The 25,283-nt window shown below is 56.9% G+C and carries 25 protein-coding genes; 5 read left to right on the forward strand and 20 right to left on the reverse strand.

The features are described 5' to 3' along the window. Positions 1–19 precede the first annotated feature (19 nt). Positions 20–658: a GcrA cell cycle regulator gene (locus tag I3V23_06135; protein ID QPI86535.1), complete on the forward strand. Its 639-nt coding sequence runs from the start codon at positions 20–22 to the stop codon at positions 656–658. Here the strand turns inward: I3V23_06135 and mnmH are convergent. The 7 genes from mnmH to I3V23_06170 all read right to left on the reverse strand — a co-directional run bounded on the left by mnmH (position 655) and on the right by I3V23_06170 (position 7,618). After that, positions 655–1,698, reverse strand: a complete 1,044-nt coding sequence (gene mnmH, locus I3V23_06140; protein QPI86536.1) for a tRNA 2-selenouridine(34) synthase MnmH — start codon at positions 1,696–1,698, stop codon at positions 655–657. The two genes, I3V23_06135 and mnmH, sit on opposite strands and share 4 nt — an antisense overlap. Next, the gene (locus I3V23_06145; GenBank protein ID QPI86537.1) at positions 1,695–2,981 is read right to left on the reverse strand and encodes a glycerate kinase; all 1,287 of its coding nucleotides are present in this window, start codon (positions 2,979–2,981) and stop codon (positions 1,695–1,697) included. The genes mnmH and I3V23_06145 overlap by 4 nt, the downstream gene beginning before the upstream one ends. A 3-nt stretch (positions 2,982–2,984) precedes the next feature. Beyond that, entirely contained in the window at positions 2,985–3,869 is an 885-nt protein-coding gene (locus I3V23_06150; protein ID QPI86538.1) for an NAD(P)-dependent oxidoreductase, read from the reverse strand. 71 nt (positions 3,870–3,940) lie between these two features. Further along, positions 3,941–5,434 (reverse strand): TRAP transporter large permease, encoded by a 1,494-nt coding sequence (locus tag I3V23_06155; GenBank protein QPI86539.1) that lies wholly within the window; start codon positions 5,432–5,434, stop codon positions 3,941–3,943. After that, positions 5,427–5,972: a TRAP transporter small permease subunit gene (locus tag I3V23_06160; GenBank protein QPI86540.1), complete on the reverse strand. Its 546-nt coding sequence runs from the start codon at positions 5,970–5,972 to the stop codon at positions 5,427–5,429. The genes I3V23_06155 and I3V23_06160 overlap by 8 nt, the downstream gene beginning before the upstream one ends. Before the next feature lie 27 nt (positions 5,973–5,999). After that, positions 6,000–7,070 carry a TRAP transporter substrate-binding protein gene (locus I3V23_06165; protein QPI86541.1) on the reverse strand — a complete coding sequence of 357 codons (1,071 nt, stop codon included), beginning with the start codon at positions 7,068–7,070 and terminating at the stop codon, positions 6,000–6,002. Positions 7,071–7,264: 194 nt separating this feature from the next. Then, positions 7,265–7,618 (reverse strand): hypothetical protein, encoded by a 354-nt coding sequence (locus I3V23_06170; GenBank protein QPI86542.1) that lies wholly within the window; start codon positions 7,616–7,618, stop codon positions 7,265–7,267. A gap of 535 nt (positions 7,619–8,153) precedes the next feature. On the opposite strand from I3V23_06170, the gene I3V23_06175 reads away from it, so the two are divergent. Further along, positions 8,154–8,795 carry a response regulator transcription factor gene (locus I3V23_06175; GenBank protein ID QPI86543.1) on the forward strand — a complete coding sequence of 214 codons (642 nt, stop codon included), beginning with the start codon at positions 8,154–8,156 and terminating at the stop codon, positions 8,793–8,795. A 68-nt stretch (positions 8,796–8,863) separates the two neighbouring features. Beyond that, entirely contained in the window at positions 8,864–10,660 is a 1,797-nt protein-coding gene (locus I3V23_06180) for a hypothetical protein (protein ID QPI86544.1), read from the forward strand. A 212-nt stretch (positions 10,661–10,872) separates the two neighbouring features. Here I3V23_06180 and I3V23_06185 read toward each other — a convergent pair whose 3' ends face one another. The 9 genes from I3V23_06185 to I3V23_06225 all read right to left on the reverse strand — a co-directional run bounded on the left by I3V23_06185 (position 10,873) and on the right by I3V23_06225 (position 19,356). Further along, complete coding sequence (locus I3V23_06185) at positions 10,873–11,310, reverse strand: DedA family protein (GenBank protein ID QPI86715.1); 438 nt, start codon at positions 11,308–11,310, stop codon at positions 10,873–10,875. Continuing rightward, on the reverse strand, positions 11,310–11,723 hold the full coding sequence (locus I3V23_06190; protein ID QPI86545.1) for a VOC family protein: 414 nt from the start codon (positions 11,721–11,723) through the stop codon (positions 11,310–11,312). Before I3V23_06190 ends, I3V23_06185 begins: the two co-directional genes overlap by 1 nt. Positions 11,724–11,793: 70 nt before the next feature. Then, the gene (locus tag I3V23_06195) at positions 11,794–13,281 is read right to left on the reverse strand and encodes a mannitol dehydrogenase family protein (GenBank protein ID QPI86546.1); all 1,488 of its coding nucleotides are present in this window, start codon (positions 13,279–13,281) and stop codon (positions 11,794–11,796) included. Next, a complete protein-coding gene (locus tag I3V23_06200; GenBank protein QPI86547.1) occupies positions 13,281–14,054 on the reverse strand; it encodes an L-iditol 2-dehydrogenase in 774 nt (257 codons plus the stop codon). Before I3V23_06200 ends, I3V23_06195 begins: the two co-directional genes overlap by 1 nt. Next, the gene (locus I3V23_06205; GenBank protein QPI86548.1) at positions 14,051–15,055 is read right to left on the reverse strand and encodes an ABC transporter ATP-binding protein; all 1,005 of its coding nucleotides are present in this window, start codon (positions 15,053–15,055) and stop codon (positions 14,051–14,053) included. The genes I3V23_06200 and I3V23_06205 overlap by 4 nt, the downstream gene beginning before the upstream one ends. Positions 15,056–15,066: 11 nt before the next feature. After that, on the reverse strand, positions 15,067–15,897 hold the full coding sequence (locus tag I3V23_06210; GenBank protein ID QPI86549.1) for a carbohydrate ABC transporter permease: 831 nt from the start codon (positions 15,895–15,897) through the stop codon (positions 15,067–15,069). A gap of 12 nt (positions 15,898–15,909) precedes the next feature. Next, the gene (locus I3V23_06215) at positions 15,910–16,776 is read right to left on the reverse strand and encodes a sugar ABC transporter permease (GenBank protein QPI86550.1); all 867 of its coding nucleotides are present in this window, start codon (positions 16,774–16,776) and stop codon (positions 15,910–15,912) included. A 128-nt stretch (positions 16,777–16,904) separates the two neighbouring features. Next, on the reverse strand, positions 16,905–18,209 hold the full coding sequence (locus tag I3V23_06220; GenBank protein QPI86551.1) for a sugar ABC transporter substrate-binding protein: 1,305 nt from the start codon (positions 18,207–18,209) through the stop codon (positions 16,905–16,907). A gap of 115 nt (positions 18,210–18,324) precedes the next feature. Continuing rightward, a complete protein-coding gene (locus I3V23_06225) occupies positions 18,325–19,356 on the reverse strand; it encodes a LacI family DNA-binding transcriptional regulator (GenBank protein ID QPI86552.1) in 1,032 nt (343 codons plus the stop codon). A 162-nt stretch (positions 19,357–19,518) separates the two neighbouring features. Here I3V23_06225 and I3V23_06230 point away from each other — a divergent pair, with 162 nt between their 5' ends. Both I3V23_06230 and I3V23_06235 read left to right on the forward strand, forming a co-directional pair. After that, positions 19,519–19,782: a hypothetical protein gene (locus tag I3V23_06230; protein ID QPI86553.1), complete on the forward strand. Its 264-nt coding sequence runs from the start codon at positions 19,519–19,521 to the stop codon at positions 19,780–19,782. Positions 19,783–19,940: 158 nt separating this feature from the next. Further along, on the forward strand, positions 19,941–20,501 hold the full coding sequence (locus I3V23_06235) for a hypothetical protein (GenBank protein ID QPI86554.1): 561 nt from the start codon (positions 19,941–19,943) through the stop codon (positions 20,499–20,501). A 164-nt stretch (positions 20,502–20,665) separates the two neighbouring features. On the opposite strand, the gene I3V23_06240 is transcribed toward I3V23_06235, so the two are convergent. The 4 genes from I3V23_06240 to cadA form a co-directional block, all read right to left on the reverse strand. After that, positions 20,666–21,619 carry a cation transporter gene (locus tag I3V23_06240; GenBank protein QPI86555.1) on the reverse strand — a complete coding sequence of 318 codons (954 nt, stop codon included), beginning with the start codon at positions 21,617–21,619 and terminating at the stop codon, positions 20,666–20,668. A 61-nt stretch (positions 21,620–21,680) separates the two neighbouring features. Further along, the gene (gene cueR / locus I3V23_06245) at positions 21,681–22,145 is read right to left on the reverse strand and encodes a Cu(I)-responsive transcriptional regulator (GenBank protein ID QPI86556.1); all 465 of its coding nucleotides are present in this window, start codon (positions 22,143–22,145) and stop codon (positions 21,681–21,683) included. Continuing rightward, the gene (locus tag I3V23_06250) at positions 22,142–22,399 is read right to left on the reverse strand and encodes a glutaredoxin family protein (GenBank protein QPI86716.1); all 258 of its coding nucleotides are present in this window, start codon (positions 22,397–22,399) and stop codon (positions 22,142–22,144) included. The genes cueR and I3V23_06250 overlap by 4 nt, the downstream gene beginning before the upstream one ends. 85 nt (positions 22,400–22,484) lie before the next feature. Beyond that, entirely contained in the window at positions 22,485–25,013 is a 2,529-nt protein-coding gene (gene cadA, locus I3V23_06255; protein QPI86557.1) for a cadmium-translocating P-type ATPase, read from the reverse strand. Positions 25,014–25,283 lie beyond the last annotated feature (270 nt).

Raw genomic sequence — 25,283 nt, forward strand, 5'->3', positions numbered from 1 at the left:
CTGATGCAGGAGGGACGTGATGTCCTGGACCGATGAGCGCGTAGAGCTACTCAAGAAAATGTGGGCCGAAGGGCAATCCGCAAGCCAAATCGCTAAAGAGTTGGGCGGGGTGACGCGCAATGCCGTCATCGGCAAAGTGCATCGCTTGGGTTTGTCGAACCGCTCGACCACCACCCCTGCAAGCACGGCCAAAGCCCCCAAAGAGACAAAGGCCCCCGCCGAGCCAAATGCCGCAACAGCGCGCGCCAATGCAAAGCGCGACACAGCCGCAGAGACGAAACCAAGCCCCAAGCCGCGCCCCGCAGCAGAAGCCAAGCCCGCGACAGAAGCCCCTGCCGCAGCCCCTGTGCCACGCGCGAATAATGTCACGCCTTTGCGCAAGCCGATTGTCCCCGCAGGTCAACCATTGCCGCCGCAGCCTTCGGCAAATGAAATCAGCCCCGAGGCTTTGGCGAAGGTGAAAGAAGTGGAAAACCACGCCAAGCGGATCAGCCTGATGGAATTGACCGAGCGCACCTGCAAATGGCCCATTGGCGACCCCGCCACAGAGAATTTTTATTTCTGCGGCCTGCCTGTGCAACAGGGGAAACCCTATTGCGAGGCCCATGTTGGCGTTGCCTTCCAACCCATGAGCACCAGACGCGACCGCCGCCGTTAAAGCGCGGCTTCGATCTCATCCACGATTTGGGCTATCTCTGCAGGGCCTAAGCTGTCTTTTGTGATGCGCATCATCTGCGACGCCTCTGCCTCTGTGCTGCGCAAGCGCGCATAGGCAGGGTCATAATGATGCTTGATCAACTCAAGCGCCAAATCGGGCCACGCCCCTTGGCGGATCATATCTTGCCACTGATCAAGGCGTTCGTTGCTTTGCAGCCCGCGCAAATGCTCAAGTCGCGCGGCAAATTCCGCCTGATCTGCGGTTAAATCTGCATAGGCTTTGGCCAGATAGGTGGCGCGGGCAGCAGGGCTGATATCGAGCATGATACGCGGGCTGTCGCGCATCGCGACCCACAGCATGGGCGGTATGCGCAACGTGCCAATACGCGCGGATTCTGCCTCAACCAAAACAGGTCGTGACGGGTCAAAGCGACTCAGTTTTGCGGCAATCGCAGATTCATAGGCTTTTTGGCTCGGCTGCGCCCCTGCCATTTGACCCAAGCTCGAACCGCGATGGCGCGCCATGCCTTCAAGATCCAGAACCTGCACCCCGCGCGCCTCAAGGCGGTTCAAAATTTCCGTCTTGGCGCTGCCCGTATTGCCATCAAGGCGAATGATCCGCAGCCCCAAAGGCTGTTCGTAAAGCCGTGCCACGACCAATCTGCGATAGGCGCGATAGCCCCCCTCAACCACTTCTGCCCGCCATCCGATTTGGCGCAATATGGTTGCGAAAGAATTGGATCTCTGCCCGCCGCGCCAACAGTAAACCAAGGGCCGCCATGCGCCGTCATGATGGGACAGTTGGGTTTCAATGTGATGCGCCGCGTTCCGCGCAACCAAGGCCGCCCCGATCTTGCGCGCGGCAAAGGGGCTGTCTTGTTTGTAAACTGTGCCAACCCGCGCGCGCTCCTCATCAGACAGCACGGGGCAACTGATGGCATTGGGCATATGATCTTCTGCAAATTCAGATGGGCTGCGCACATCCAAAATCGCGTCAAATTCGGAAAGGGCCGTAAAATTCAGACCATCAAGGGCAATCATAGCGCGGCATCCGCAGGGATCAGGATGGCCCGAAAATCATTCACGTTGGTATGGGTTGGGCCAGTGGTGACAACACCATCTGCCATCTCAAAAAACTGCAATGCATCATGGGCAGCAAGAAAGGCGCGTTTGTCGAGATCTGCGCCTAGGCGGGCCACGCGCGGCGACCAGATCGCGCCTGCATTGGTGCCTGCCCCATCTATCCCATCCGTATCACATGCCAAAGCATAAACCCCTTTAGGCGCATGGGTGGCAAAAGACAAAAGAAACTCGGAATTGCGGCCACCTCGCCCGGGCTTGGTCTGCCCAATGGTGACAGTGGTTTCCCCACCCGACAAGAGCAACACAGGCGCCGAAAATGGTGCGCCGTGACGCAAGATGGATTGCGTGATCCCTGCCATGGCTTGCCCCAAATCGCGCGCTTCCCCCTCCAAAGCGTCACCCAAGATCACCACGCTCAGATCAGGCCAAAGCGCCTTCGCACGGGCCTGCGCGGCGCGTAACGCTGCCATGGGCGTTGCGATCATATTGGTCTGTGCGGCCCCGAATACAGGGTGATCCGCGGACGGCGTGCCCTGTCCTGACGCAAGGCGCGCCGATACGCTTGGCGGCAGATCAAGGGCGTAGCGCCCCACGATGGCGCGCGCCTCATCTATGGTTGATGGGTCAGGGACAGTCGGCCCTGATGCAATAATCGCGGGGTCATCGCCTGGCACATCCGAGATCAAGAGGGTCACCACCTGCGCGGGATGGGCCGCCACAGCCAGATGGCCGCCTTTGATCGCAGAGAGTTGCTTTCGCAAAATATTCATTTGCGAAATGGACGCGCCCGAGCGCAAAAGCGCGCGATGCACCGCCTGCTTATCAGCGAGACTAACCCCTTGGGCGGGGGCGGCCAACAGCGCCGATCCCCCACCAGAGATGAGAAACAGCGCAAGATCATCGGCGCCTAGGCCTTGCGCCAGTTCAAGCAGACGCACGGCCGTGGCTTCACTGGCCGCGTCAGGCACGGGGTGGGCGGTTTCCACCACCTCAATACCCTGCAAAGGCAGGCTTGCGCCATGGGGCACGGCAATAAGCCCCTCGCATGGCCCCCATGCGGCCTCAACCGCCTGCGCCATACGCGCTGTGGCCTTACCCGCCCCCATAACCACCACGCGTCCCTTTGGGCGTTGAGGCAAATAAGGGGCAAGGATTGCGCGCGGATCAACGGCGGCAATCGCCGCGTCAAAGATATCCCGCAAAAACCCCTCAAGATCTGTGGGGGCCGCCGACTGTTCCATGCGTTAGATATCCATATCATGCAATTTGCGGAAGCGTTGGATCAGGCTAGACGTATCCCAACGTCCGCCCCCCAAAGCCTGCACATCGCCGTAATATTGATCCACTATGGCAGTCACAGGCAGTGAAATGCCCAATTCCTTGGCCTGCCCCAAGGCAATGGCGAGGTCTTTGCGCATCCAATCCACCGCAAATCCGTGATTGAACTTATTGTCCACCATTGTCTCGGCGCGGTTGGCCAATTGCCATGACCCACCCGCCCCTTGCGACACAAGGGCTGCCACCTTTTTCGCATCAAGACCTGCCTGCATAGCGAAAAACAGCCCTTCAGAAACGGCTTGAATAGCGCCTGCGATGCAGACTTGATTGATCATTTTGGTGATTTGGCCATTGCCCAATTCCCCGAAATGGACTGTCGCCTTGGAATAGGCGGCAACGATGCTCTCTGCACGGACGAAATCGGCTTCCGCGCCACCGCACATGATGGCAAGCTGTCCATTTTCTGCGCCTGCCTGCCCCCCTGAGACGGGGGCATCAACCCAACCCACGCCAGATGCGGCGGCGGTTGCGCCAAGCTCACGCGTGACAATCGCGGAAACTGTCGTGTGATCCACGTAAAGCGCGCCCTTGGCCATACCCGCCAAAGCGCCCTCATCCCCTAGCACAACGGCGCGCAAATCATCGTCATTGCCCACGCAAGACAAAACCACATCTGCGCCCTCGGCGGCAGCGCGCGGGGTGGTGGCGAAGCCGCCCCCATACTCTGCCGCCCATTTCTCTGCCTTGGCTGTGGTGCGGTTATAGACTGTCACCTCGTGACCCGCTTTTTGCAGATGACCCGCCATCGGATAGCCCATCACGCCCAAGCCCAAAAATGCAAGTTTTGCCATTGCCGTCTCTCTCCCTGCCGAAGTTTTTCAGATTTCTGCTATCCTAGCCCGCAGCGCGGCACGAGCAAGCTTTAGATCAGCCAGATCAACGTGATCGCAGGAAAGGCCACCAATAAGGCCACGCGCAAGAGATCACTGGTGACAAAATAAAGAACCGCCCTATACGTGGCCGAGACAGGCGTGTCGCGATCCATTGCGGAAATCACAAAGAGGTTCATCCCAACGGGTGGCGTAATCAACCCTGTTTCCACCACAATCAGCACAAGGATGCCGAACCAAATAGCCACCAATTCGGCCTCCATCCGCGCGACACGCGCCTCGGTCAAAGTGATCCCCAATGCCCGCGCCGTATCTTGCGCAAGGGGGAGGCCTGCCTCAAGAGCGGCCCGCGCCTCGGCCAATTGATCCGCTGCAAAGCCAGAGAGATCACCGCGCAGAACCTCGGCCACAGCCTCGAGCTGTAGCGAGGTGAAATCCAACAAGCCAAAATCAAGGGATAAGATGACAGGGAAAAAAATCGGTATCGTAAGAAGGATCATCGACAAGCTGTCCATGACACAGCCGAACAGCAGGTAAAGACACAAGATCAGCAAGAGGATCACATAGGGGTTCCATCCCAGCCCCCCAACCCATTCGGCCAAGCCTTGCGGCACTTGGGTGAGGGCAAGAAATCCATTGAAATAGGCAGCGCCTAGAATGATAAAAAATATCATCGCGGTCGAACTGGCCGTTTGCAGCAGGCTTTGCGCGAGGGTTTCGCGCGTCAACCCGCCCTGCGCCCAAGCCACACCACCCGCCCCAAGCGCACCGATTGCAGCGCCCTCCGTGGGGGTGAAGATGCCCCCATAAATACCGCCCACCACCACCAAAAACACCGCCAACACAGGCCAAGTTGCGCGCAAAGCCCGCGCGCGCATCGCCCAAGGGGCACGCGGGCTCAGCCTGCCTTCCTGAGGGTGGCGGCGCATATAAATCGCAATGGCCGCCATATACCCCAGGGCCGCCAAAACCCCAGGGATGAGCGCGGCGGCAAAAAGCTTAGCGATATTTTGTTCCGTAAGGATCGCATAGATCACCAAAACGATGGAGGGGGGGATCAAAATGCCCAAGGTGCCCCCTGCCGCCAATGTGGCGGTGGCAAGCCCCCCCGAATAGCCCTTGGCGCGCAGTTCGGGCAAGGCGACCCGCCCCATCGTGGCCGCTGTGGCCAGAGAGGAGCCACAAATGGCCCCGAAGCCCGCACAGGCCCCAATCGCAGCCATCGCCACCCCGCCCCGCCGATGCCCTAAGAAAGAGGCCGCCGCATCAAAAAGCGCACGGCTCATTCCACCCAAAGTGGCGAAATGGCCCATCAATAGAAACATCGGGATGATGAAGAGCGCATAATTTGCGAATGTCGTGTAGCTTTCACTGCGCAGCCGCCCTAAGGCCAAACTGGCGTCACCCTGCACGGCGCACAGGCCCAAAAAGCCAACCCCAAACATCGCCAACCCAATCGGAATGCGCAGAAAAATCAGCGCAAGCAAGGTCGGAAAAGACAGGATGCCGATCCAAAGATCACTCATCTTGCGACCCTTGCCCAAATTGGCGCATCGCCACATAGAGCGCGACTATGGCCGCCACCCAAGCCGCAATGACAGCCGCCGCTTGCGGCATCCATACGGGAATGGCGAGGATGAACGAGGTCTGACCTGATTGATATTTTGACCATGTTCCCACCGACAACATAGCCGCCATGACCGCAAATGCCGTGGCAAATCCCCATGCGCTCAAATGATCGCTTCCCCTCTTCACGCTACGGGGCAGATAGGGGGTCAAGAGGTCAACCCGTGCATGCGCGCGCTGCAAAGACGCAAGGGGCATGAAGGCGAAAATGACAAACCCTAGGGCCGCTTCGACCAATTCAAAATCACCACGAATAGCCCCAAGGCCCAGATCAATCAGCGCTTGTGCGAAAGGCAGGCTATCGCGCAGACCATGAGCAAGGTCGCTAGAGGCGCGCCCTAAAACGGACAGGCCCACCATCACAATCACAGCGCACAAAACAATGCCCCCCGCGAGGGCCATTCCAATCGCCACGCGATGAGTGAACCTGTCCAACATGGGGCGCATATCCCCTTCCACTTGGGCTTAGGGGTTTGCGGCCTCATATTCGGCCATCAAGGCGCGCGCCTCGTCAATCAGAGCCGCGCCATCACGCCCCTGCGACGCCATATCGGCCACCCATGCCTCGTATACGGGCGCGGCAAGATCGCGCCATTGGGCTGCATCCGCCTCTGGGATCGTGATGATCTCATTTCCCAAATCAACAGCAATATCGCGTGCAGGCGCATCGGCGGCTTGCTGTGTGCGTCCTGCAAAAACCGAGAACTCTAGCCCTGAATTTGCGTCAATGACCGCCTTCAGATCATCGGGCAGCCCCGCGTAAACATCCTTATTCATCGCCATAACGAAGGTCAGGTTGTAGACAGCAGGCCCTTCGAATTCGGTGTGATAAGAGATCAACTCAGCCACGCGCACAGAGGATGTAACCTCCCACGGGAAGGTCGCACCATCAATCACGCCCCGCGAGAGTGCCTCGGGAACAGCGGGGGCAGGCATACCAACTGGCTCAGCCCCCAATTGCTCTAGCAATTGGTTCACAAGTCGCGAGCCACCACGGATTTTCATCCCCTCAAGGTCACTGGGCACTGAAATGGGCGCATTGGCATGGAACACGCCTGGGCCATGAACCCAAGTCCCCAAAACATGATAATCTGCAAATTCGCCTTGCGCCATGTGCCGCTCGAACATCGTCCAATAGGCGTATGAGGCCGCTGCTGCATCTTCGACCATGAAGGGCAGCTCAAAAACCTCAGTGGTTGGGAAGCGGCCCGGCGTATAGCCCACCACAGTCCAAACAATATCCGCCACACCATCGCGGAGTTGGTCAATCAATTCAGGCGGCGTGCCGCCAAGCTGCATCGATGGATAGCGTTCAATCTCAATCCGACCGCCAGAGGCCGCTTCGACAGTATCGGCCCAGACATCCAAAATCTGCGCAGGCACAACGGATTGTGCGGGCAAGAATTGGTGAAGTCGTAACGTCACTTCTTGCGCCAGAGACATCGAGGGAAGCGCGGCAAAGCCAACGGCCGCCGCTATCAAGCTGCGCCGTGTCAGCCCAGTGAGTTTATTTGAAAGTCCTGAAAAAGAGGTCATCACCAACCATCCCCCAAAATGATAGCCCAAGGTTCATATCCGCAAGATAGGCGCGGCCAATTGCGTTTGCTATCACGCTGATAAACCCTGCCATGGGGCATGTGAAACACCTATTTCACCAATCTGCGCCCTCAATGCTGCGACACTGCGCCTGCCAAAGGCGACTTGCGGCGCAGTTCAGGGCGCGTTTTGGCTTAGGCTTGCTCTTTCATCAAGCGAGTGCGAAGCGCAAAGTAGTTCTCGACCTCTGCCTTCAGGCTGTTGGACAAGGTCAGGGTTTTGCGGCTTTTCTTGGCGCCAAATTGCACCTCCAAAGCGCCATTCGAAATTTGCGCGCGTAGGAAATTGGACAGCGTCAATCGGGTCACACTGCCCGTTTTGCACATGTCGATATAGTCGTTGATGCCATAGGTTTCATCGCCATCTAGGACATAGATATTGCACAGCAATTCCCAATGCGCTGGCGAACGCATAAAACCTTTCAAAACTGGAAATCGGCTTGTTTCGGCCAATAGATTAAGATCGACCAGCGCCATCTGCTTTGACATCAAACTACCCTCACCAACTAACATACGAAACCAAAACGCCGTCCCAAACTCCTAAATGGGCAGCGCTGCTTAAGCCGAGCCTATAAAATTACTACCTATCATAAAAGATCAAAATGATAATTTTTTTGATTTGCCTAATTTCCGCTTTTACCATCAAAACGAAAACGGCGTATGGGGCGACTTTCCCACCCCATACGCCGTCACGCGCCCCGTCTTTTTCGTTCGATGTATTTGATTGCGCGCTTAAATCACGCCCATGCTCAAAGTGGCCAATATGACCAATGCCAGAACGGCCTTTCCAAATGAAGACAGCGCATTATGCCACGATGCACGGCGATAGGTGCGCCCACTTGGGTCAAACATATCTCAGCCCCCTAATTTTCCCCTAAACCTATGCGTCTTTCCAAGAGCTTAGGTAACATTGGATTCGCATCTAAAAAATATATAGAATCATATATACTCATGCAGTCGAGAAGTGCCAAAATAAGGGCATGAAACGGGGCACTGAACGCCCAAAGGCTCGGCGGGGGCGAAGATGCATTCAGTCATCATCCTTGAAGATAAGCTCGAAATTCTTTCACGGCTGCAAACCGCAGTGAATGAAACAGAGGGTCTCTGCGTTGTGGGAACCGCCACGCATCTCAGCGATGGCCTTGATTTGATTTACGACAAAAAACCAAGGGTGGTTTTGGTTGATCTTGGCCTGCCAGATGGTTCGGGCATCGAGGCAATCCGCGCCGCCGCGCAAGCGGATTGGCCCATTGATACGCTGGTGATTTCTATCTTCGGGGATGAGGCCCGCGTGGTTGAAGCAATCCGCGCTGGCGCAAAAGGCTATATTCTAAAAGGCGGCCCCATTGACCAAGTAGGGGCAGATATTCACGCGATCCTTAAGGGTGGCAGCCCCATCAGCCCATCGATTGCCCGCCACCTTTTGGGAATTGTGACCCGCGAATATCACACCGCCGAAATTGAAATGGGGAAATGCCCCCTCAGTGAGCGTGAGATGGAAATCCTAAATGCTGTTTCTCGGGGCTATAAAAGGCGCGAGATCGCCCAAAAGCTATCCATCAGCGAGGGGACAGTCGGCAATCACATCAACTCCATCTATCGCAAATTAGGGGTCGCCTCGAACTTGCAAGCCGTGGCAACCGCAACACGGATGGGGCTACTTTGACCAACAGCACGGCGCACAGGGGTGCGGCCGATCCCGTTTCGCTTAAAGCCTATCTGTTGAACGGGGGCATGGCCATATTTCTGACAGGCCTCGTCTTGTTGGTCATGATTTTCGTGCGTTTTGGCAATGTGCAGCCCATCGAAGGCACGCTTATGATCACCGAAGCGGTGCTGTGCCCGATGCCGCCCACCGCAGCAGCCTGTGATACGGGCACCCCCGTCACCCTGCCCTATAACATACCCGCCCGTGGCAGCGCAGATATTCATGACCCAAGGTTTCGGATCACGGCAGAGCTTGACGGGCTACAGCGCCCTTTGGCGATATTTTTACCACGGGTAAAACGCAGCCTCGAAATCACAGCGAACGGCACGATCATCCAAACGCTTGAGCCTTTGGAAACACGGCAATGGAACCGCTCCATTCTCGTTGATATCAACGAAGCTACGGCACCAGAAAACACCATAGTGCTTGATCTTCGGGTGCAAGGGTTCGGGCAAGAAGGTCTGCAGCTTTGGCCCGTTTTCCTTGGTCCAAGTGAAATACTGACAGCCCGCAAAATCCTGCGCGACCGTGTTGCCATCGACTTGGCCGTATTTGCACAAGCGATGTCGGTGCTTTTGTTTTTTGGCCATTTGATTGTGCGCCGCGCCCTGCCCGATGAAGAAATCCATCTCTGGCTTGCCGCATCAGCGCTTTGTGCGATTGTGTTCCTGACCCATTTCACCACGCCCGTTGCCTTGTTGCCTTATCCCCTCTGGACGGTGATCTGGACAACCATGCCTGCGCTTTATGTGTTGTTCCTGCTAAAATTTGTAACGCGCTTTTTCGGGGTTAAGCTGCCCATGATTGAGGCCAGTTTCACGCTGCTCATTGGGCTCTCTTTCCTCTACGCCGCAACGATCATGCCCGAAGGCTATGCGCTGCTATATGGGGCTGCGTTAAACTCGACCAACATATTTTTTGGAACAGTGGTTTTGACGACCTTTTGGGTGCATCGAAGGAATATGGGACAAGGCACCTTTGTGTTGTTCTTCTTTTGCTTCTGCGTTCCGCTTGCGGCAGGGATGTTTGAAATTGTCCTCACCCTCAGCCCCACCGCCCTTACGCCCCTGTCCCTGTTCCATCTTGCGCCTGTCTTTTTGGCTTCGGTGGCGATTTACCTCTTTATCTCACAGCTCATCACCGCAATGAAAACCAGCAAAGCTCGCGCTGGCGAATTGGAGCGTTTGGCTGAGGAAATCCAAGCCGAATTGGCGTTAAGCTATGAAACCTTGGCACGCGAACGCGAGAAAAGTGCGATTGACAAAGAACGTTCGCGAATTTTGCTGGATTTGCACGATGGGGTTGGGGGGATTTTGGCCAATACCATCGCCTATATCGACAATCATGGGCGCGGCGATGATGTGATCCGCGCCTCCCTCTCCGAGGCTCTCCGCGATCTTGGGTTAATGTTGGACGGGTTGGAAAACAGTCATTCCTTGGCCACACTTTTAGGCATGATGCGCGAAAGGCTCGAGCCTTTGATGAATGACCACAATCTCAGCTTTGATTGGCAGGTTGAAGAGGAACCTCAAATTCCACATCAAGGCCCATCTCATAATCTGGCCGTTGCGCGTATCGTGCAGGAGGCAATCACCAATACGATCAAACACGCGAATGCCAGTTCAATCCGCATCTATACCCAACAGGATCTGGTGCGGGTCAGTGATAATGGCCGCGGCTTCGATGTCACGGCAGAGCCCCGACAAGGCTATGGCCTAATGGGAATGCGGCGGCGCGCGGCAGATTTGGGAATTGGTCTTGAGATCAAGAGCGGCCAAAGCGGCACGCAGATCAGTCTCTTTCTCAACCCCCAAACCGTTTGAGTGCCGCGCGGATCACTTGGCGTCTTTTTCGGCCTGACGCTTTTCCCAAGCGGCTTTCTTTTCGAGATATTCTTCTTCGGTCAGATTATGCCAACCCACACATTTACCCGTTGGCGAACGTCCGCATCCACAATCACTCATTATTTTTTCCTCGGCTTTGATCTGTGTAAGGGGGGAGATAGAGAGAGAATGCCCGCTGGAAACCCCCCATCTCAAAAGAAATGCACAGCACCCAAAACAGTGGTCGCCAAAACGATATATCGACCAAATTTGGCGATGCTGACAACCAATACAAACCGCCAAAGAGGCTCGCGCATCACCCCTGCGGCAAGCGTAATCGGATCACCGATAATTGGCACCCATGAGGCCAAAAGGCTGATCCAACCCCAACGCTGATAGCGGTCTTGCGCACGGGCCAAATTCGCGCGGGATATCGGAAACCAGCGTTTATCGGCTTGTGTCTCAGCCACGCGCCCCAAGCCCCAATTAACACAAGAGCCCAGAACATTGCCAATCCCAGCGACCAAGACCAACAGCCAGACGGGATAGGTCTGGCCCAGGATTAGCCCAACCAAGACCGCCTCAGATTGCGCAGGGATTAGGCTTGCCGCAAGGAAGGCCGCCCCAAAGAGAAGCCACAGACCCCCCATCATACAGCTTGGTGCACCTCGATCACATTGCCCTCGGGATCATGGAAAAAGACCTGATGCCATTCTTTCGCAAAGGCAGTGCCGTAATCGGAATAAGGAATGTTATGTTGGTCAAGCAGGGCCATAAAGGCTGCAATGTCATCTGTGCGAAAGGCAATATGACCGCGTTCGACAGGGTTGATCACCTCGCCATTGCGAAAGGCGACAGACAAATCCTTTGTGGCAAGATGCATCTGCATCTGCCCATCCGTGGCAAAACGAATTTTACCATCATACCCGCTTTGCGATGTTGCCTCAGGGCGCGGGAAAGATTGGATTGGGATGTCGTCCAACCCCAAAACACCCGTGTAGAACGCGTGCAACCGATCCACATCTTCGGAGACGAAATTGATATGGTGAAATTCTAGCTTCATGCTGCGGGCCTTTGTTGTCGAAGATCTGTGCCCCGACTATAGGCGCAAAGACCCTGCAAATGCCAAGGGCTTAATCCGCCGCCACATAGGCGCGCAAAGCAGCGCGCAACCCTTGCGACCAAATCAAAGTCAACCAATCGCAAAAGGCTGTCGCAAAGCGCGGATCATCGGCCAGATCACCATAGATCCGCGACATAGAAAGCCATGCCATTGGATCAGATTTTGCGACAAGCGCCGTCTGATGCAAATCAGACCAATTAGGGTCATTCGCTTCAATCACTGTTCCATCTTCGCGGGTAGCGGCACACATGCGCGCCCATGCGGCCTCGACCAAAGCGAGCCCTGAAATTGAGCTGCCCTTTTCCAAACCATCGCGCAACGAAGGCAGCACAAAACCTGGATGACGGGACGAGCCATCAAACGCCACGCGGCGCGTTGTGTCGACAATCATCTCATTTCCAAAGCGCCGTTCAATCAGCGTCACATAATCGGCGGGGGTCATATCTGGCACGGGCTGCACATGGGGCGCGATTTCCTCGCGCACCACTTTTGCAAAAAAGGGCGCAACATCCGCATCCCCCATCGCAGCAGAGATTGTGGCAAGTGACAGAACCTCACCTGCATTGGCCAACACCTGATGTCCGCCGTTTAGAATGCGAATTTTCATCGCCTCGAACGCGTGAACGTGATCCGAGAAGGTCGCACCGGCCAAATCCCAATCGGGGCGGCCCGCACAAAAATCATCTTCGATCACCCATTGGCGAAAGGCCTCGTGGGTGACGGGCACTTGATCATGCAGTCCAAACTCCTCGACCAAGGCCAATTCATTCGGCCCTGTCGCAGGGACGATGCAATCCACCATCGAATTGGGAAAGCTGCAGGCGGTGTTGATCCAATCGGCCAAATCAGCATCCATCAGACGCGCAAGCGACACAATCGTCTGACGCAGAACCGCGCCATTGCCCTGTAGGTTATCGCAAGATTGCAACGTGATTGGCCCCTGCCCCTTGGCACGGCGCAGACGCAAGGCCGCAACAATCGCGCCAAAGGCCGTGCGCGGCTGGTCAGGATAGGCCACATCATGCACAATATCAGGATGCGCCGCATCAAACCCGAGCGTAACAGGGTCGATATAATAGCCACCTTCGGTCACAGTTAGGGCGACAATCCGAATATCCGCCTCAGCCATGCGCGCGATCAGCGGGCCGTTACCCTCAACCACAGGGATGTAATCAATCATCGACCCGACCACTTCGGCAGAGACACCTTCGGGATCAAGCTTGATCAATGTCGTCAGGCAATCTTGTGCCAGCATTTTTTGACGCTGCACGTCATCGTAAGGGCGCACGCCTGCACCGATAATCGCCCAATCATGCGCCAGACCCTGCTCCATCAGGCGATGCAAATACCACGATTGGTGCGCGCGGTGGAAATTCCCAAGACCAATATGAACAATTCCCGCCGAAAGCGCACTTCGATCATAACTGGGCCGCGCAATCTTTGAAGGCAGGCTTGAAAGGTTATCTTGGCTAAGGGCAATCATCGGCACGTCTCGCATCAGCTCATCCAATTCCCGCCATCGACATTATATGTCTGGGCCACGATGTAATCGGCATCCGCGCTTGCCAGAAACACGGCCATGCCTGTTAAATCTTCAGCTTGCCCCATGCGCCCGAAAGGCACGGCTTCGCCGACTTCGCGCTTTTTCTGGCCAAGGGGCTTGCCCTCATATTTTGCAAAAAACGCATCCACCCCGTCCCAATGCTCGCCATCCACCACACCAGGCGCGATCGCATTCACATTGATCCCATGGGAAATGAGGTTCAGCCCTGCGGATTGGGTCAGACTGATCACAGCCGCCTTAGAAGCACAGTAGACTCCCACCAAGGCCTCACCGCGCCGCCCTGCTTGGCTGGCCATATTGATAATCTTGCCCCCCTGCCCGCGGGCAATCATTTTCTTGGCGACAGCCTGCATGGTAAACAGAACGCCCGCCACGTTGATCGCAAAGACCTTGTCAAAATCGGCGCGCGTGATTTCGACAATGGGGGCAGCGGTGAAAAGCGCTGCATTGTTGATCAAGATATCAATGCCACCAAGATTGGATTCAACCTGATCCACGGCTGCTTCGATACTGGCTTGGTCTGTCACATCCATTTCAACCGCGCACGCCTTGGGGCCAAGCGCCGCTGCCGCCTCGCCGGCGCGGGTGATGTTAATGTCGCCAATCGCAACCTCTGCGCCTTCTGCAATGTAGCGCTGCGCAAACGCGTATCCGATGCCGCGCGCAGCCCCCGTGATCAGCGCCTTTTTCCCAAGAAGCCGTGTCATGACTGGCGGAGCCCCTTTGCATCAAAGCGGTGGATGTGATCGGGGTTTGGCGTCAAATGCACAGTCGCGCCGTAATCTACGTCCATCTCACCCGAGATCCGCACGGTGATCGGTTCGGCATGGCCCTCGATTTGAACGTGCAAAAACGTGTCAGACCCCAAATGTTCAGACACACCAACCTGTCCTGACCATGTGCCTTTGCTTGTGGAAATTTCCAAATGCTCGGGGCGGATGCCAATCGTATGGGCGCCATAAGGTGTAGCCAGATCACCGCCTAACAGGTTCATCTTGGGTGATCCGATAAAGCCTGCGACAAAGGTGTTGCACGGGCGCTGATACAGCTCCAACGGGCTGCCCACCTGTTCGATAACGCCTGCACGCAAGACCACGATCTTATCGGCCATGGTCATCGCTTCGACCTGATCATGGGTCACATAGATCATCGTGGTCTTCAGGCGCTTGTGCAATTCGCTGATCTCAAGGCGCATCCCAACCCGCAGCGCCGCATCTAGGTTTGACAAAGGCTCGTCAAACAAGAATGCGGCAGGCTCGCGCACGATGGCACGGCCAATGGCCACGCGCTGGCGCTGACCACCCGATAATTGCCCTGGCTTACGGTCGAGATAATCCGTTAGGTTCAACACCTCTGCCGCTTGCGCAACACGGGCGTCTTGTTCCGATTTGCTCAGCCCCGCCATACGCAGCGGAAACGCGATATTCTTGCGCACCGACATATGCGGATAAAGTGCGTAAGACTGGAACACCATCGCCAGACCACGCTTGGCTGGGGCAATGTCAGTTGCATTCACCCCGTCAATCATCACCGCGCCATCGCTGACATCCTCAAGCCCTGCGATCAAACGCAAAAGCGTGGATTTCCCGCAGCCTGATGGGCCGACAAAGACGACAAACTCGCCATCATTAATGTCCAAATCTAGCGGCGGAATAACTTCGACATCCCCGAATTTCTTGGACACTTTGTTTAATGTGATCTGTCCCATTTCCGCTCCGCTTATTTAACCGCGCCAAAGGTCAGGCCGCGCACAAGTTGTTTCTGGCTGAACCACCCCATCACAAGAATGGGCGCAATCGCCATGGTCGAAGCTGCCGATAGCTTCGCGTAGAACAGCCCTTCTGGACTAGAATAACTGGCGATGAAGGCCGTCAGCGGGGCCGCATTGGCCGCTGTGAGGTTCAATGTCCAAAACGCCTCGTTCCACGCCAAAATGACATTGAGCAAAATGGTTGAGGCAATTCCAGGAATAGCCATTGGTGTCAGCACATACAGGATTTCCTCGCGCAAGGTGGCGCCATCCATCCGCGCGGCCTCTAGGATCTCGCTCGGGATTTCCTTGAAATAAGTATAGAGCATCCAGACAATGATCGGCAGGTTGATGAGCATCATAACCACAACCAAACCAAAACGGCTGTCGAGAAGGCCAAGCTCAATGAAGAGCAGGTAAATGGGATAAAGCACCCCAACCGCAGGCAGCATTTTGGTGGACAACATCCAAAGCAAAATATCCTTGGTGCGTTTGGACGGCACAAAGGCCATAGCCCAAGCGGCAGGGATCGCCACCAACAGGCCAAGCGCGGTTGAACCAAACGCGATGATGATCGAATTCCACAGATAGCGGGTGTAGTCCGACCGCTCCTGCACAACGCCATAATTCTCTAGCGTCCAGTCAAAGAACAAGAATAAAGGCGGGTCATTGATCGCTTGCGCCTCGGTTTTGAAGCTTGTCAGGATCGTCCACAAAATCGGGAAGAAGATCAAAAAGCCAATCGTCCATGCAACCAAAGTATTGATGAGCTTACGGTTTGGGGTGACTGCGCGGGCCATAGCGTTTCCTCCTCACGCGTCCAAATTCTTGCCAACGATGCGCATCAAGAAGACGGCAACAATATTGGCAAGGATGATGGCGTAGACCCCGCCCGCAGACCCCAGACCCACATTCTGGCTTTCCAACACGCGTTGGAAGATCAGGTAGGTCAGCGTCCGCGTGCCAAAGGCCCCGCCCGTGGTCACAAAAATTTCGGCGAAAATAGACAGTAAGAAAATCGTCTGGATTAAGATCACAATCGTGATCGCCCGCGCCAAATGCGGCAGCACCAGATTGAAAAACCGTGCAACAGGGCCTGCGCCATCCATTTCGGCGGCCTCTAGTTGCTCACCATCCAAAGATTGGATCGCGGTTAGTAAAATCAGCGTGGCAAAAGGCAGCCATTGCCACGAGACAATCATGATCAACGATGTAATCGGCACATCCGACAACCACACAACAGGTTCGGCCCCAAAGGCGCGCCACAAATGCGCAAACAGGCCATTGACGGGATCCATAAAGATATTCTTCCACACCAAAGCCGATACAGTGGGCATAACGAAAAAGGGCGCGATGACCATGATCCGCACGACACCCTGCCCCCAAATGGGCTGATCCAACAGCATGGCGAGGAATATGCCAAGGATAACAGTGATGGCCAAAACCCCGAGCACGATCACAAGGGTGGTTTGAACCGCAGGCCAAAACGAACTTGAGCTGATAAAGCGGATGTAATTCTCAAACCCGATAAAGCCTTGGTCGCCACCGCGCAGCGGCAGATATTGCCGAAACGAAAACCACAAGGTCATGGTCAACGGAACAAGCATCCAACCAAGCAGCAAGATCACGGCAGGGGCCATCATCACACGCGCAGCGGATCGTGAATGTTGGGTGGCCATCGGCAAATCCTTCACGGGACAGACATCGGGTCTGGTCAATATATATTAACAAATACGGGGGCGATGTCGGAAAATGTGGGAGGCGACCTTGAGACGCCTCCCACGTTCTTGGGGAGGTGGGTTACCGCTTAGCGATAGCCCGCTGCTTCCATTGCTTCATTGGTGATGGCTTGTGCTTTTTCCAAAGCCTCATCAATCGACTGCTGGCCTGCATAAACTGCCGAGAATTCTTGGCTCACTTCAGATGCGATGCCCGCAAATTCTGGGATCGCTGCGAACTGAATGCCGACATAGGGGCTTGGCTCTACGGTCGAGTCGTTCGGGTCTGCGGACAAGATCGAACGAAGTGTCATGTCTGCAAATGGAACGTCTGCGTAGTTGGGGTTCTCATAGAGCGAGGTGCGCGCGCCTGGAGGCACGTTTGCCCAACCTTCATTGGCGGCAACCAATTCGATATATTCTTTGGAAGTCGCCCATTCGATGAACTGCTTGGCTGCATCTGCTTGCTGTGTGCCCGCAGGGATAGCCAAGGCCCAAGCCCAGAGCCAGTTGGAACGCTTGCCAAGGCCATTATCAGGTGCCAGGGCAAAACCTACGTGATCTGCAACAGTCGAGTCATTGGGGTTGGTGACGAAGGATGCCGCAACAGTCGCGTCAATCCACATACCGCACTTGCCCTGCTGGAACAGCGACAGGTTCTCGTTGAAGCCGTTGGTGGCATAGCCCGCAGGGCCCGATTCATTCATCATGCCAACAAAGAATTCCAACGTGTCACGCCATGGCTGTGTGTCGAACTGTGCGTTCCAGTCCATGTCGAACCAACGTGCGCCAAACGAGTTGGACATTGCAGTGATGAAAGCGCCGCCTTCACCCCAGCCTGCCTTACCACGCAGACAGATGCCGTTGATGTCATTTGCGCGATCTGTCATCGCTGCCGCCGCTTCGCGGATGAAGGCCCAAGTTGGCGCTTCTGGCATTTCCAGACCCGCTGCTTCCATCAGGTCTGTGCGATACATCACCATCGAGCTTTCGCCGTAGAAAGGTGCCGCGTAAAGCGTGCCATCATGGCTCAAACCGCCTGCCATTGCGGGCAGAAGGTCAGCCACATCGTACTCGGCGCTGAGGTCGTCCAAAGGCACAAGCCAGTCATTAGAACCCCAGATCGGCGCCTCATACATGCCGATGGTCATGATGTCGAACTGGCCACCATTTGTGGTGATGTCGGTGGTCACGCGCTGACGCAGCACGTTTTCCTCAAGGGTCACCCACTCAACATTGATACCAGTTTGTTCTGTGAATGTATCCGTATAGCCCTGCATACGGATCATATCGCCATTGTTTACGGTTGCGATTGTGATGGTCTGCGCCATCGCAGCGCCAGCAGTCAGCACAGACAAAGCTGTCGCTGCAAGCAACGAGCGTTTCATAGTCATCCTACTCCTCCCAAGGATTCTATTCAGTGAACAGACGTTACTGACAAGACTTGTTTCCCGTCAATAAAAAAATTTACGCGTGTAAATTTTTATTTTAGCCCTTGATAATCTTGGATTATGCCGAAGCGCGCATAATCAACTCGCCATCAAACAGCGTCACTTGTCGGGTATCGCCGCGTTCGCCCGACTCGATCAAAGCCATCATTGTCTCAACGCTTTTCGTGGCAATGCGCGCATAATCATGCGAGATCGTGGTCAAGGTCGGGCAGGTAAACCGCGCCACGGGGTGGTTGTCATGCCCCGCCACCCGCAGCGCGCAATCCGCCTCGCGCCCCACGCGCAAACCCAATTCATAAGCCGCTGCCAAAAAGCCAATGGCCAAGCGGTCATTACTGCAAAAAATCGTATTGCTTGAAAAGGCGCGTTCCATAATCACCCGCCGCCCTTCGTTATAGCCGATCTCCTCGAGCGCCCACCCTTCCCCATGGGCCTGCACGACCTGTGGTGCGAACCCCAATCGCTCCATCGCGCCGATATAGGCCAAGCGGCGCTTATTCGCATTTGGGTTGGGCGGCGTGCGCATCTCGAAAAATACGGGCGGCTCGCCTGTGCGGGTCAGATATTCGACCATCTTATCGGTTGCTTGTTCGTTGTTGTGACCCACAAAGGCCTCGCCGATCCCCTCAATATTGGCATCAAAATTCACTGTAGGCACATCAGCGCAAAAGCTTTCCAAAGCCGCCCGATCAGAGGCGCGCCCAAGCGGGGCCAGTAGAACAGCCGCAGGCTTAATCGCGCGTAGTGCGTCCAAATTGCCAACCTCAAGCTGCGGATCGCCATGCGAGCTCAGCAAAATTGGACGAAACCCCTGCGCAATCACCAATGTCTCGATCCGCCTTGCGATTTCGGCAAAAAACGGGTCTGCCAGATAGGGCAAAACAATGCCGATATTTTTCGTCAGTTTGCGGTTCTGGTTCACCGCAAAGATATTGGGACGATAATTGCTTTCCTCCAACGCCTGCTCAATTTTGGCGCGGGTGGCGGGGCGGACGCTGTCGGGGTCGTGAAAATATTTTGACACAGTCGGACGCGACACTCCGCAAAAGGCGGCAAACTCCTCCATATTGCGCACGGGCCGATCTTCCATTTGTCTCACTTTCAATTTTTTACCAAGCTTTACGTTTTCTTATCGCGCGAAAAAAATCAAGACTTGAGAAAATCTCGGATACGGCCCGCAGTTCAACCTGACGCCTTGCCTTTCGCGCCACGGCACTAAGTCAGCGGGACTGACTTGATTTAGGAGGCGAGGATGAATGACCAATCAATGACCCGCGACATGGTGCAACAAGGTCAAATTGATCTCAAAGCGCGCTATGCCCAGTCACAGGCATCACTCAAACAAGAACAGCTGAAACGCGAAGCGGCGGGCTATGCAGTCGGTGCGTTTTTGGGGTGGTTTGGTGAAATGACCACCGGTAAAGGCCCGCTAGCCTGCGCCGTGTGCCTGTCGAAAGCGGCCTGTGCAACTTTTGCAATCGCGGCCCCGATCTATTTTCTGTCGCAGATGCTGTAATCATCGGCGAGATCAAAACACGATGCGACAGGGGGCCAGAGATGGCTCCCTGTCCATTTAGAGCAACCTTTTTTGGTTTACGCGAAAGCTGTTATACGCGAGACAGGTGTTCGATAGCTCTGTGGCCCCTGCCACGCCTGTGTGACGAAAGCGGAACTGTGCAAACGGAAAATCGCGACAAACAACCCACCCTGCGCCAGATCAAAACCTTTACCGCAGAATATGTGCCCATCGAAGATCGCGTGCGCCTCAATTGCGTGGATGCGCAAGGCATGACCTTTGCGTTTTGGCTAACCCGCCGATTGAGCGATAATTTTGTGACTGTCGCCGCCGATAAGATCGCAGAGGTCGCCACCACAAAGGGCCTCGGCGGTGCGTCTGCGCATAGCGCAACGCTGAACCAACTTGAACAACAGGTGGCCCGACAAGAACGCGCCGCCGCCCCAAGCGTGGCGCCCGTGAAACTTGCCGATGATCAACAGGCATGGCTCTGTCATTCAATCGACTTTGTCCCGACAAATGATGGCTTTAACCTGCTGTTCAAATCGCACCAAGACATTGCGGAAATCTATGCGATGTCCCTCTCGATCCAAGATTTTCGTAACGTGCTTGATGTGCTGTTTCGCACCTATGCAAAAGCCACATGGGCCACCGCCGCCTTCCCCAACTGGCTGCGCGAAGATGACAAGATCGACCCATCCATCTCGCTGCTGAACTAACGCAGCGGCAACATCCAAACGACCCCACCAAAGCAGCAGGCCCGACTTTATACCGCCAAATAAAGGAAGATGGCGGAGGGGACGGGACTGGAATCGAACGTTCTCCGCCGCCTAGATCATTGATATTAATATGTTTCTGATCGCCGGGAGCACAGAAACGAGAATCAATGGTCAGGTGCTACCAGCCTATCTGAAGCTCCATGCTCGCTTTCATGCGTCCGCGTAATATCGATGTCCTCGGCTCCTGCTTCGTCGAGGCATCTGTCTTCAACCTGAAGCGTGATAAGGAAGAAGCCGAATTTTTCCTTCAGCAAAGCATGCGCGGCTGGCAAAACCGCGGCGGCATCGGCACCGGATGACATCAGCACGTGCCCGGAAAAGACGTCCTTGCCACTGGTCAACGTCCATGCGTGGACGTGATGTACGTCGGCGACGCCCTCGAGACCGCCAATTGCCGCGATGACATCATTCAAGTCCACATCTTCCGGCGTTCCCTCCATCAACATGTGGATCGACTCCTTCAGGATACCCCAGCTCGCCCAAACAAGGACAAAGCCGAAGGCCATGCCGAGGAGCGGGTCGATCAGCAGGAAGCCAGTGAACTGGATCACGAGTGCGGTGACGATGATGAGCAGACTGCCAACGAATGTCTGCACGATGTGCCAGACGGCCCCACGCGTGTTCAGATCTCCGCGCCCTTCCTTCCAGAGCAGTCCGAGCGAGATCACCTCGGTCACAAGCCCTCCGGCGGCAGCCAAGAGCATCGGACCAGTCGGCAGATCGATCGGTGCCGAAAGCCGCATCGCCGCCATTCCGATGACGAACAGCGCCATGGCCAGAAGAAAGGCCCCGTTGATTGCCGCACCGACGATTTCGGCCCTGTACCAGCCAAAGCTCCGGTCGCTGTCGGCGGGACGTCGAGCGATCCGCGCTGCGACGATGGCGACAAGAACACCACCAACGGCCGAAAAGGTATGGAACGCATCGGAAATCACCGCGATCGAACCCGTCCATATGCCGATCCCGAGTTCGACGACGAAGTAAAGGCCAGTCAACCAGGCCGAGATCGTCAAAGCCCGACCTCCGCTGGGCAGATGCCCTGAGTGTCCATGATCCATGTCTTCCCCTCCTAATGCCGCCAGCGGCGACGCACGCGCGGCCGACTAAACGGCAATGTAATCAGCGCTTTGCGGTCTGAATTGCCGCCCCGATCGCACCGGCCCGGGGCTTGGGCTTGCCTCGGCCGCTTCCTGGGTCGGTCTTCGCGAGATCGGCGATGATTGGGCAGTCCGGGCGATGATCGCCGTGGCAGGACTCGATCAGCGTCTCCAGCGTCTCCGACATGGCCTCAAGTTCTTCGATCTTGCGGCGAAGGTTGCTCAGATGGCCCTCTGCCAGCTGCCTAACATCCGCGCTCCTGCGCGATTGATCCGTCCAGAGCCCCAGCAGTTCACCGATCACCTCGACCGAAAACCCGAGGTCCCGGGCACGGCGCACGAAGCTGAGCATATGCACGTCTCGGTCGCTGTAGTCCCGGTAGCCGGAATCGGTACGCTGCGCGGGCGGGATCAGGCCGGTCTGCTCATAGTAGCGGATCATCTTTGCCGAAACGCCGGATTTCTTGGCGGCTTCTCCGATGTTCATGTGCGTTCCTCCTCAAACAGCTTCAGCGCTGCTGCGATCCTGGGTCTCTGTTCGGAGTAAGTTCCATAGGTGAACCAGTCCCCGATCACCGTGATCGGCGCAACGCGCACACCGTAGCGCGCCTTGGCTTCCTGCATCACCTCCGGCTCGGCCAGATCACGTTCCTCGTAGACGATGCCGCTCCGCTCCATCCATGCCTTGAGCTGGCGGCAATCGGGACAGGTGGGCGTGGTGTAGAGGACGACATGGGCCATGTTCTTCGTTCGCTTTTGCACTGGTCCGCTCCTTCAATCTGCTTCGGTGAGTGCCCCGGGCATGGACAGCCCGGAGCGATCGTGGTCATTCCGCCGGAACGGCCGTGGGCGCAGCGGCCCAGCTGCCGGCAGGCGCATCGGCTGGCGACGGAACAGCAAACCGCTTGAGCCGCAGCGCGTTGCCGAGGACGAACACGCTGGACATTGCCATGGCGCCCGCCGCGAAGACGGGTGATAGCAAGATACCGAAGGCCGGATAGAGAACGCCGGCAGCGACCGGGATCAGCGCCGTGTTGTAGGCGAAGGCCCAGAACAGGTTTTGCCGGATGTTGCCGATAGTAGCCTGGCTGAGTGCAATGGCATTGGGGATGCCTCTCAGGCTGCCCGACATCAAGACCACGTCGGCCGCCTCGATGGCCACATCCGTGCCGGTTCCTATGGCGAGGCCCACATCCGCTTCGGCGAGCGCCGGGGCGTCGTTGATGCCGTCCCCGACATAGGCCAGCCGGCCTAGAGCCTTCAGTCGCTTCACGGCTTCGACCTTGCCGTCGGGCAGCACTTCGGACACGACCTCGTCGATCCCGAGCCGACGGGCGATGGCATCGGCCGTGCGCGCATTGTCGCCGGTGATCATCGCGACCTTGAGGCCGAGAGCGTGGAGCGCCGAAATTGCCTCGGAGGTTGTCTCTTTGATCGGATCGGCCACGGCGATGATCGCAGCAAGTTTGCCGTCGATGGCAGCATAGAGCGGCGTCTTGCCTTCGTCGCCAAGGCGCTCGGCCGTCTGGTCGAACGCGTCGATAGCGAGGCCGAGCTTGCGCATGTAACGGTCGGCACCGATCTGGACGCGTCTGTTCGCAACCGTCGCCTCGACGCCGTAGCCAGTCACGGAGTTGAACCCCGCGACAGGAAGCGACCCTGCCCCTTCTGCTTGCGCCGCCTCGACGATAGCCCGCGCGATAGGATGCTCGGACCGATCCTCGACCGCGGCAACCAGCTCCAGTACCTCCGCCCGGTCGAATCCCTCCGCAAGTTCGAGATCAGTGAGCGCGGGCTTGCCCTCGGTCAGCGTGCCGGTCTTGTCGAGCGCGACCACCCGTGTCTCCTTGAGAAGCTGCAGGGCTTCACCCTTGCGGAAGAGCACACCCATTTCGGCGCCGCGCCCCGTCCCGACCATGATCGAGGTCGGCGTTGCGAGGCCCATGGCGCAGGGGCACGCGATGATCAGCACGGCCACAGCATTCACGAGGCCGAAGGTCAGCGCGGGATCGGGCCCCCAGATCAACCAGACACCGAAGGTCAGGGCTGCCAGCGTCATCACCGCCGGGACGAACCACATGGTCACACGGTCGACGAGCGCCTGGATCGGCAGTTTCGAGCCTTGTGCCGCCTCGACCATCCGGATGATCTGCGACAGCATCGTGTCACCGCCTACCGCGGTTGCGCGGAAGGCCAAGGCGCCGTTCTGGTTCACCGTGCCACCGACAACCTGCGCGCCGGCGCTCTTGGCAACGGGGACCGGCTCTCCCGTAATCATCGACTCGTCGACGTAGCTTTCACCCTCGACAACTTCGCCGTCCACGGGCAACCGGTCGCCCGGTCGGATCTCGACAATATCGCCCGCGGTGACATCGGCCACCGGGATCTCCATCACCGTGCCCTCGCGACGCACGCGGGCCGTCTTGGCCTGGAGCCCGACGAGCCGCTTGATCGCTTCGGAGGTTCGACCCTTGGCGCGCGCCTCCAGGTAGCGACCCAGCAGGATGAGCGTGACGATCACCGCCGCGGCCTCGTAGTAGACGTTCACTGTGCCGTCGGGGAGAACACCCGACGCAAAGGTCGCTACGACCGAGTAGAAGTAGGCCGCCAACGTCCCCACCGCGACCAAGCTGTTCATGTCGGGCGTGCCACGGAGGAGCGCCGGGATGCCCTTGGTGTAGAAACGCAGTCCCGGCACCGCGAGCACGAAACTCGTGAGCGCGAATTGAAGGAGCCAGCTCGCCTGATGCCCAATTGTGGACCCGATCAGTGCGTGCATGCCGGGAATGAGGTGGCTGCCCATCTCAAGCACGAAGACCGGCAGGGTCAGCACCGCGGCAAGGCTAAGGTCACGTCTTAGGGCCGCCTGTTCGGCATCCTTGCGCGCTGTTTTTCCTTCCTCGTCACCGGCCTGTTGGGAGACTTCCCGGGCTGTGTATCCGGTTTCCGCGACGGCGGCGATCAGCGTCGATACGTCCGCTGTGCCCTCGACGGTCGCCTGCTCGGTCGCGAGATTAACGCTGGCTCTGGTGACACCGGGGATGGCCTGAATCGCCCGCTCGACACGGCCGACGCAAGACGCGCACGTCATGCCGTCAACGGCGAGCACGATCGTCTGTCCAGGCACAGCATAGCCTGTCGCCTCGATCGCTCGGATCAGTTCCGGCCGAAGGGACGGCTTGGCGATACGCACCTCCGCAGACTCGGTCGCGAGGTTGACGTTGGCCGACAGCACACCGGGCACTGCCGACAGCGCTCGTTCGACCCGGCCAACACAGGAGGCGCAGGTCATGCCTTCTATCGGGATCCGCACCGTCCCGCCCGTCCGCGGCGGCCTATCCGTGTGAGCTTTCATGGCTTGTCCTTTCGAGTTCGAATCATTGCTCACATGTCGAGATAAGGGTTCCAACGATTGGAAGGTCAAGCGCCATGCGAGTACGCGAAAGTCGAGAGATCAATCGGCAAGCTCGCAGAAATGACCAGGTCGGATCATCCAGCTCGTTAGACGGCGGCGAACGGCGATGTCCCTATGTCCAGCCGAGACTTTTCGGCGTGGGCAACACAGCCTATTCGAGGCTGAAGAGGACCAAACCTGAAGCCAGGCCGACAAGTTCACAGAACATTC

This window comes from Rhodobacterales bacterium HKCCA1288, assembly GCA_015693905.1.
Taxonomy (GTDB): Bacteria; Pseudomonadota; Alphaproteobacteria; order Rhodobacterales; family Rhodobacteraceae; genus M30B80.

Excerpts from the sequence above, each read along its gene's own strand:
- I3V23_06145 (QPI86537.1), bottom strand. The coding sequence starts at position 2,981 with ATGGAACAGTCGGCGGCCCCCACAGATCTTGAGGGGTTTTTGCGGGAT.
- I3V23_06175 (QPI86543.1), top strand. The coding sequence starts at position 8,154 with ATGCATTCAGTCATCATCCTTGAAGATAAGCTCGAAATTCTTTCACGG.
- I3V23_06155 (QPI86539.1), bottom strand. The coding sequence starts at position 5,434 with ATGAGTGATCTTTGGATCGGCATCCTGTCTTTTCCGACCTTGCTTGCG.
- I3V23_06170 (QPI86542.1), bottom strand. The coding sequence starts at position 7,618 with ATGTCAAAGCAGATGGCGCTGGTCGATCTTAATCTATTGGCCGAAACA.
- I3V23_06135 (QPI86535.1), top strand. The coding sequence starts at position 20 with ATGTCCTGGACCGATGAGCGCGTAGAGCTACTCAAGAAAATGTGGGCC.
- mnmH (QPI86536.1), bottom strand. The coding sequence starts at position 1,698 with ATGATTGCCCTTGATGGTCTGAATTTTACGGCCCTTTCCGAATTTGAC.
- I3V23_06180 (QPI86544.1), top strand. The coding sequence starts at position 8,864 with ATGGCCATATTTCTGACAGGCCTCGTCTTGTTGGTCATGATTTTCGTG.
- I3V23_06240 (QPI86555.1), bottom strand. The coding sequence starts at position 21,619 with ATGGATCATGGACACTCAGGGCATCTGCCCAGCGGAGGTCGGGCTTTG.
- I3V23_06230 (QPI86553.1), top strand. The coding sequence starts at position 19,519 with ATGAATGACCAATCAATGACCCGCGACATGGTGCAACAAGGTCAAATT.
- cadA (QPI86557.1), bottom strand. The coding sequence starts at position 25,013 with ATGAAAGCTCACACGGATAGGCCGCCGCGGACGGGCGGGACGGTGCGG.
- I3V23_06220 (QPI86551.1), bottom strand. The coding sequence starts at position 18,209 with ATGACTATGAAACGCTCGTTGCTTGCAGCGACAGCTTTGTCTGTGCTG.
- I3V23_06160 (QPI86540.1), bottom strand. The coding sequence starts at position 5,972 with ATGTTGGACAGGTTCACTCATCGCGTGGCGATTGGAATGGCCCTCGCG.
- I3V23_06225 (QPI86552.1), bottom strand. The coding sequence starts at position 19,356 with ATGGAAGATCGGCCCGTGCGCAATATGGAGGAGTTTGCCGCCTTTTGC.
- I3V23_06215 (QPI86550.1), bottom strand. The coding sequence starts at position 16,776 with ATGGCCACCCAACATTCACGATCCGCTGCGCGTGTGATGATGGCCCCT.
- I3V23_06150 (QPI86538.1), bottom strand. The coding sequence starts at position 3,869 with ATGGCAAAACTTGCATTTTTGGGCTTGGGCGTGATGGGCTATCCGATG.
- I3V23_06210 (QPI86549.1), bottom strand. The coding sequence starts at position 15,897 with ATGGCCCGCGCAGTCACCCCAAACCGTAAGCTCATCAATACTTTGGTT.
- I3V23_06205 (QPI86548.1), bottom strand. The coding sequence starts at position 15,055 with ATGGGACAGATCACATTAAACAAAGTGTCCAAGAAATTCGGGGATGTC.
- I3V23_06195 (QPI86546.1), bottom strand. The coding sequence starts at position 13,281 with ATGCGAGACGTGCCGATGATTGCCCTTAGCCAAGATAACCTTTCAAGC.
- I3V23_06200 (QPI86547.1), bottom strand. The coding sequence starts at position 14,054 with ATGACACGGCTTCTTGGGAAAAAGGCGCTGATCACGGGGGCTGCGCGC.
- cueR (QPI86556.1), bottom strand. The coding sequence starts at position 22,145 with ATGAACATCGGAGAAGCCGCCAAGAAATCCGGCGTTTCGGCAAAGATG.
- I3V23_06165 (QPI86541.1), bottom strand. The coding sequence starts at position 7,070 with ATGACCTCTTTTTCAGGACTTTCAAATAAACTCACTGGGCTGACACGG.
- I3V23_06185 (QPI86715.1), bottom strand. The coding sequence starts at position 11,310 with ATGGGGGGTCTGTGGCTTCTCTTTGGGGCGGCCTTCCTTGCGGCAAGC.
- I3V23_06190 (QPI86545.1), bottom strand. The coding sequence starts at position 11,723 with ATGAAGCTAGAATTTCACCATATCAATTTCGTCTCCGAAGATGTGGAT.
- I3V23_06250 (QPI86716.1), bottom strand. The coding sequence starts at position 22,399 with ATGGCCCATGTCGTCCTCTACACCACGCCCACCTGTCCCGATTGCCGC.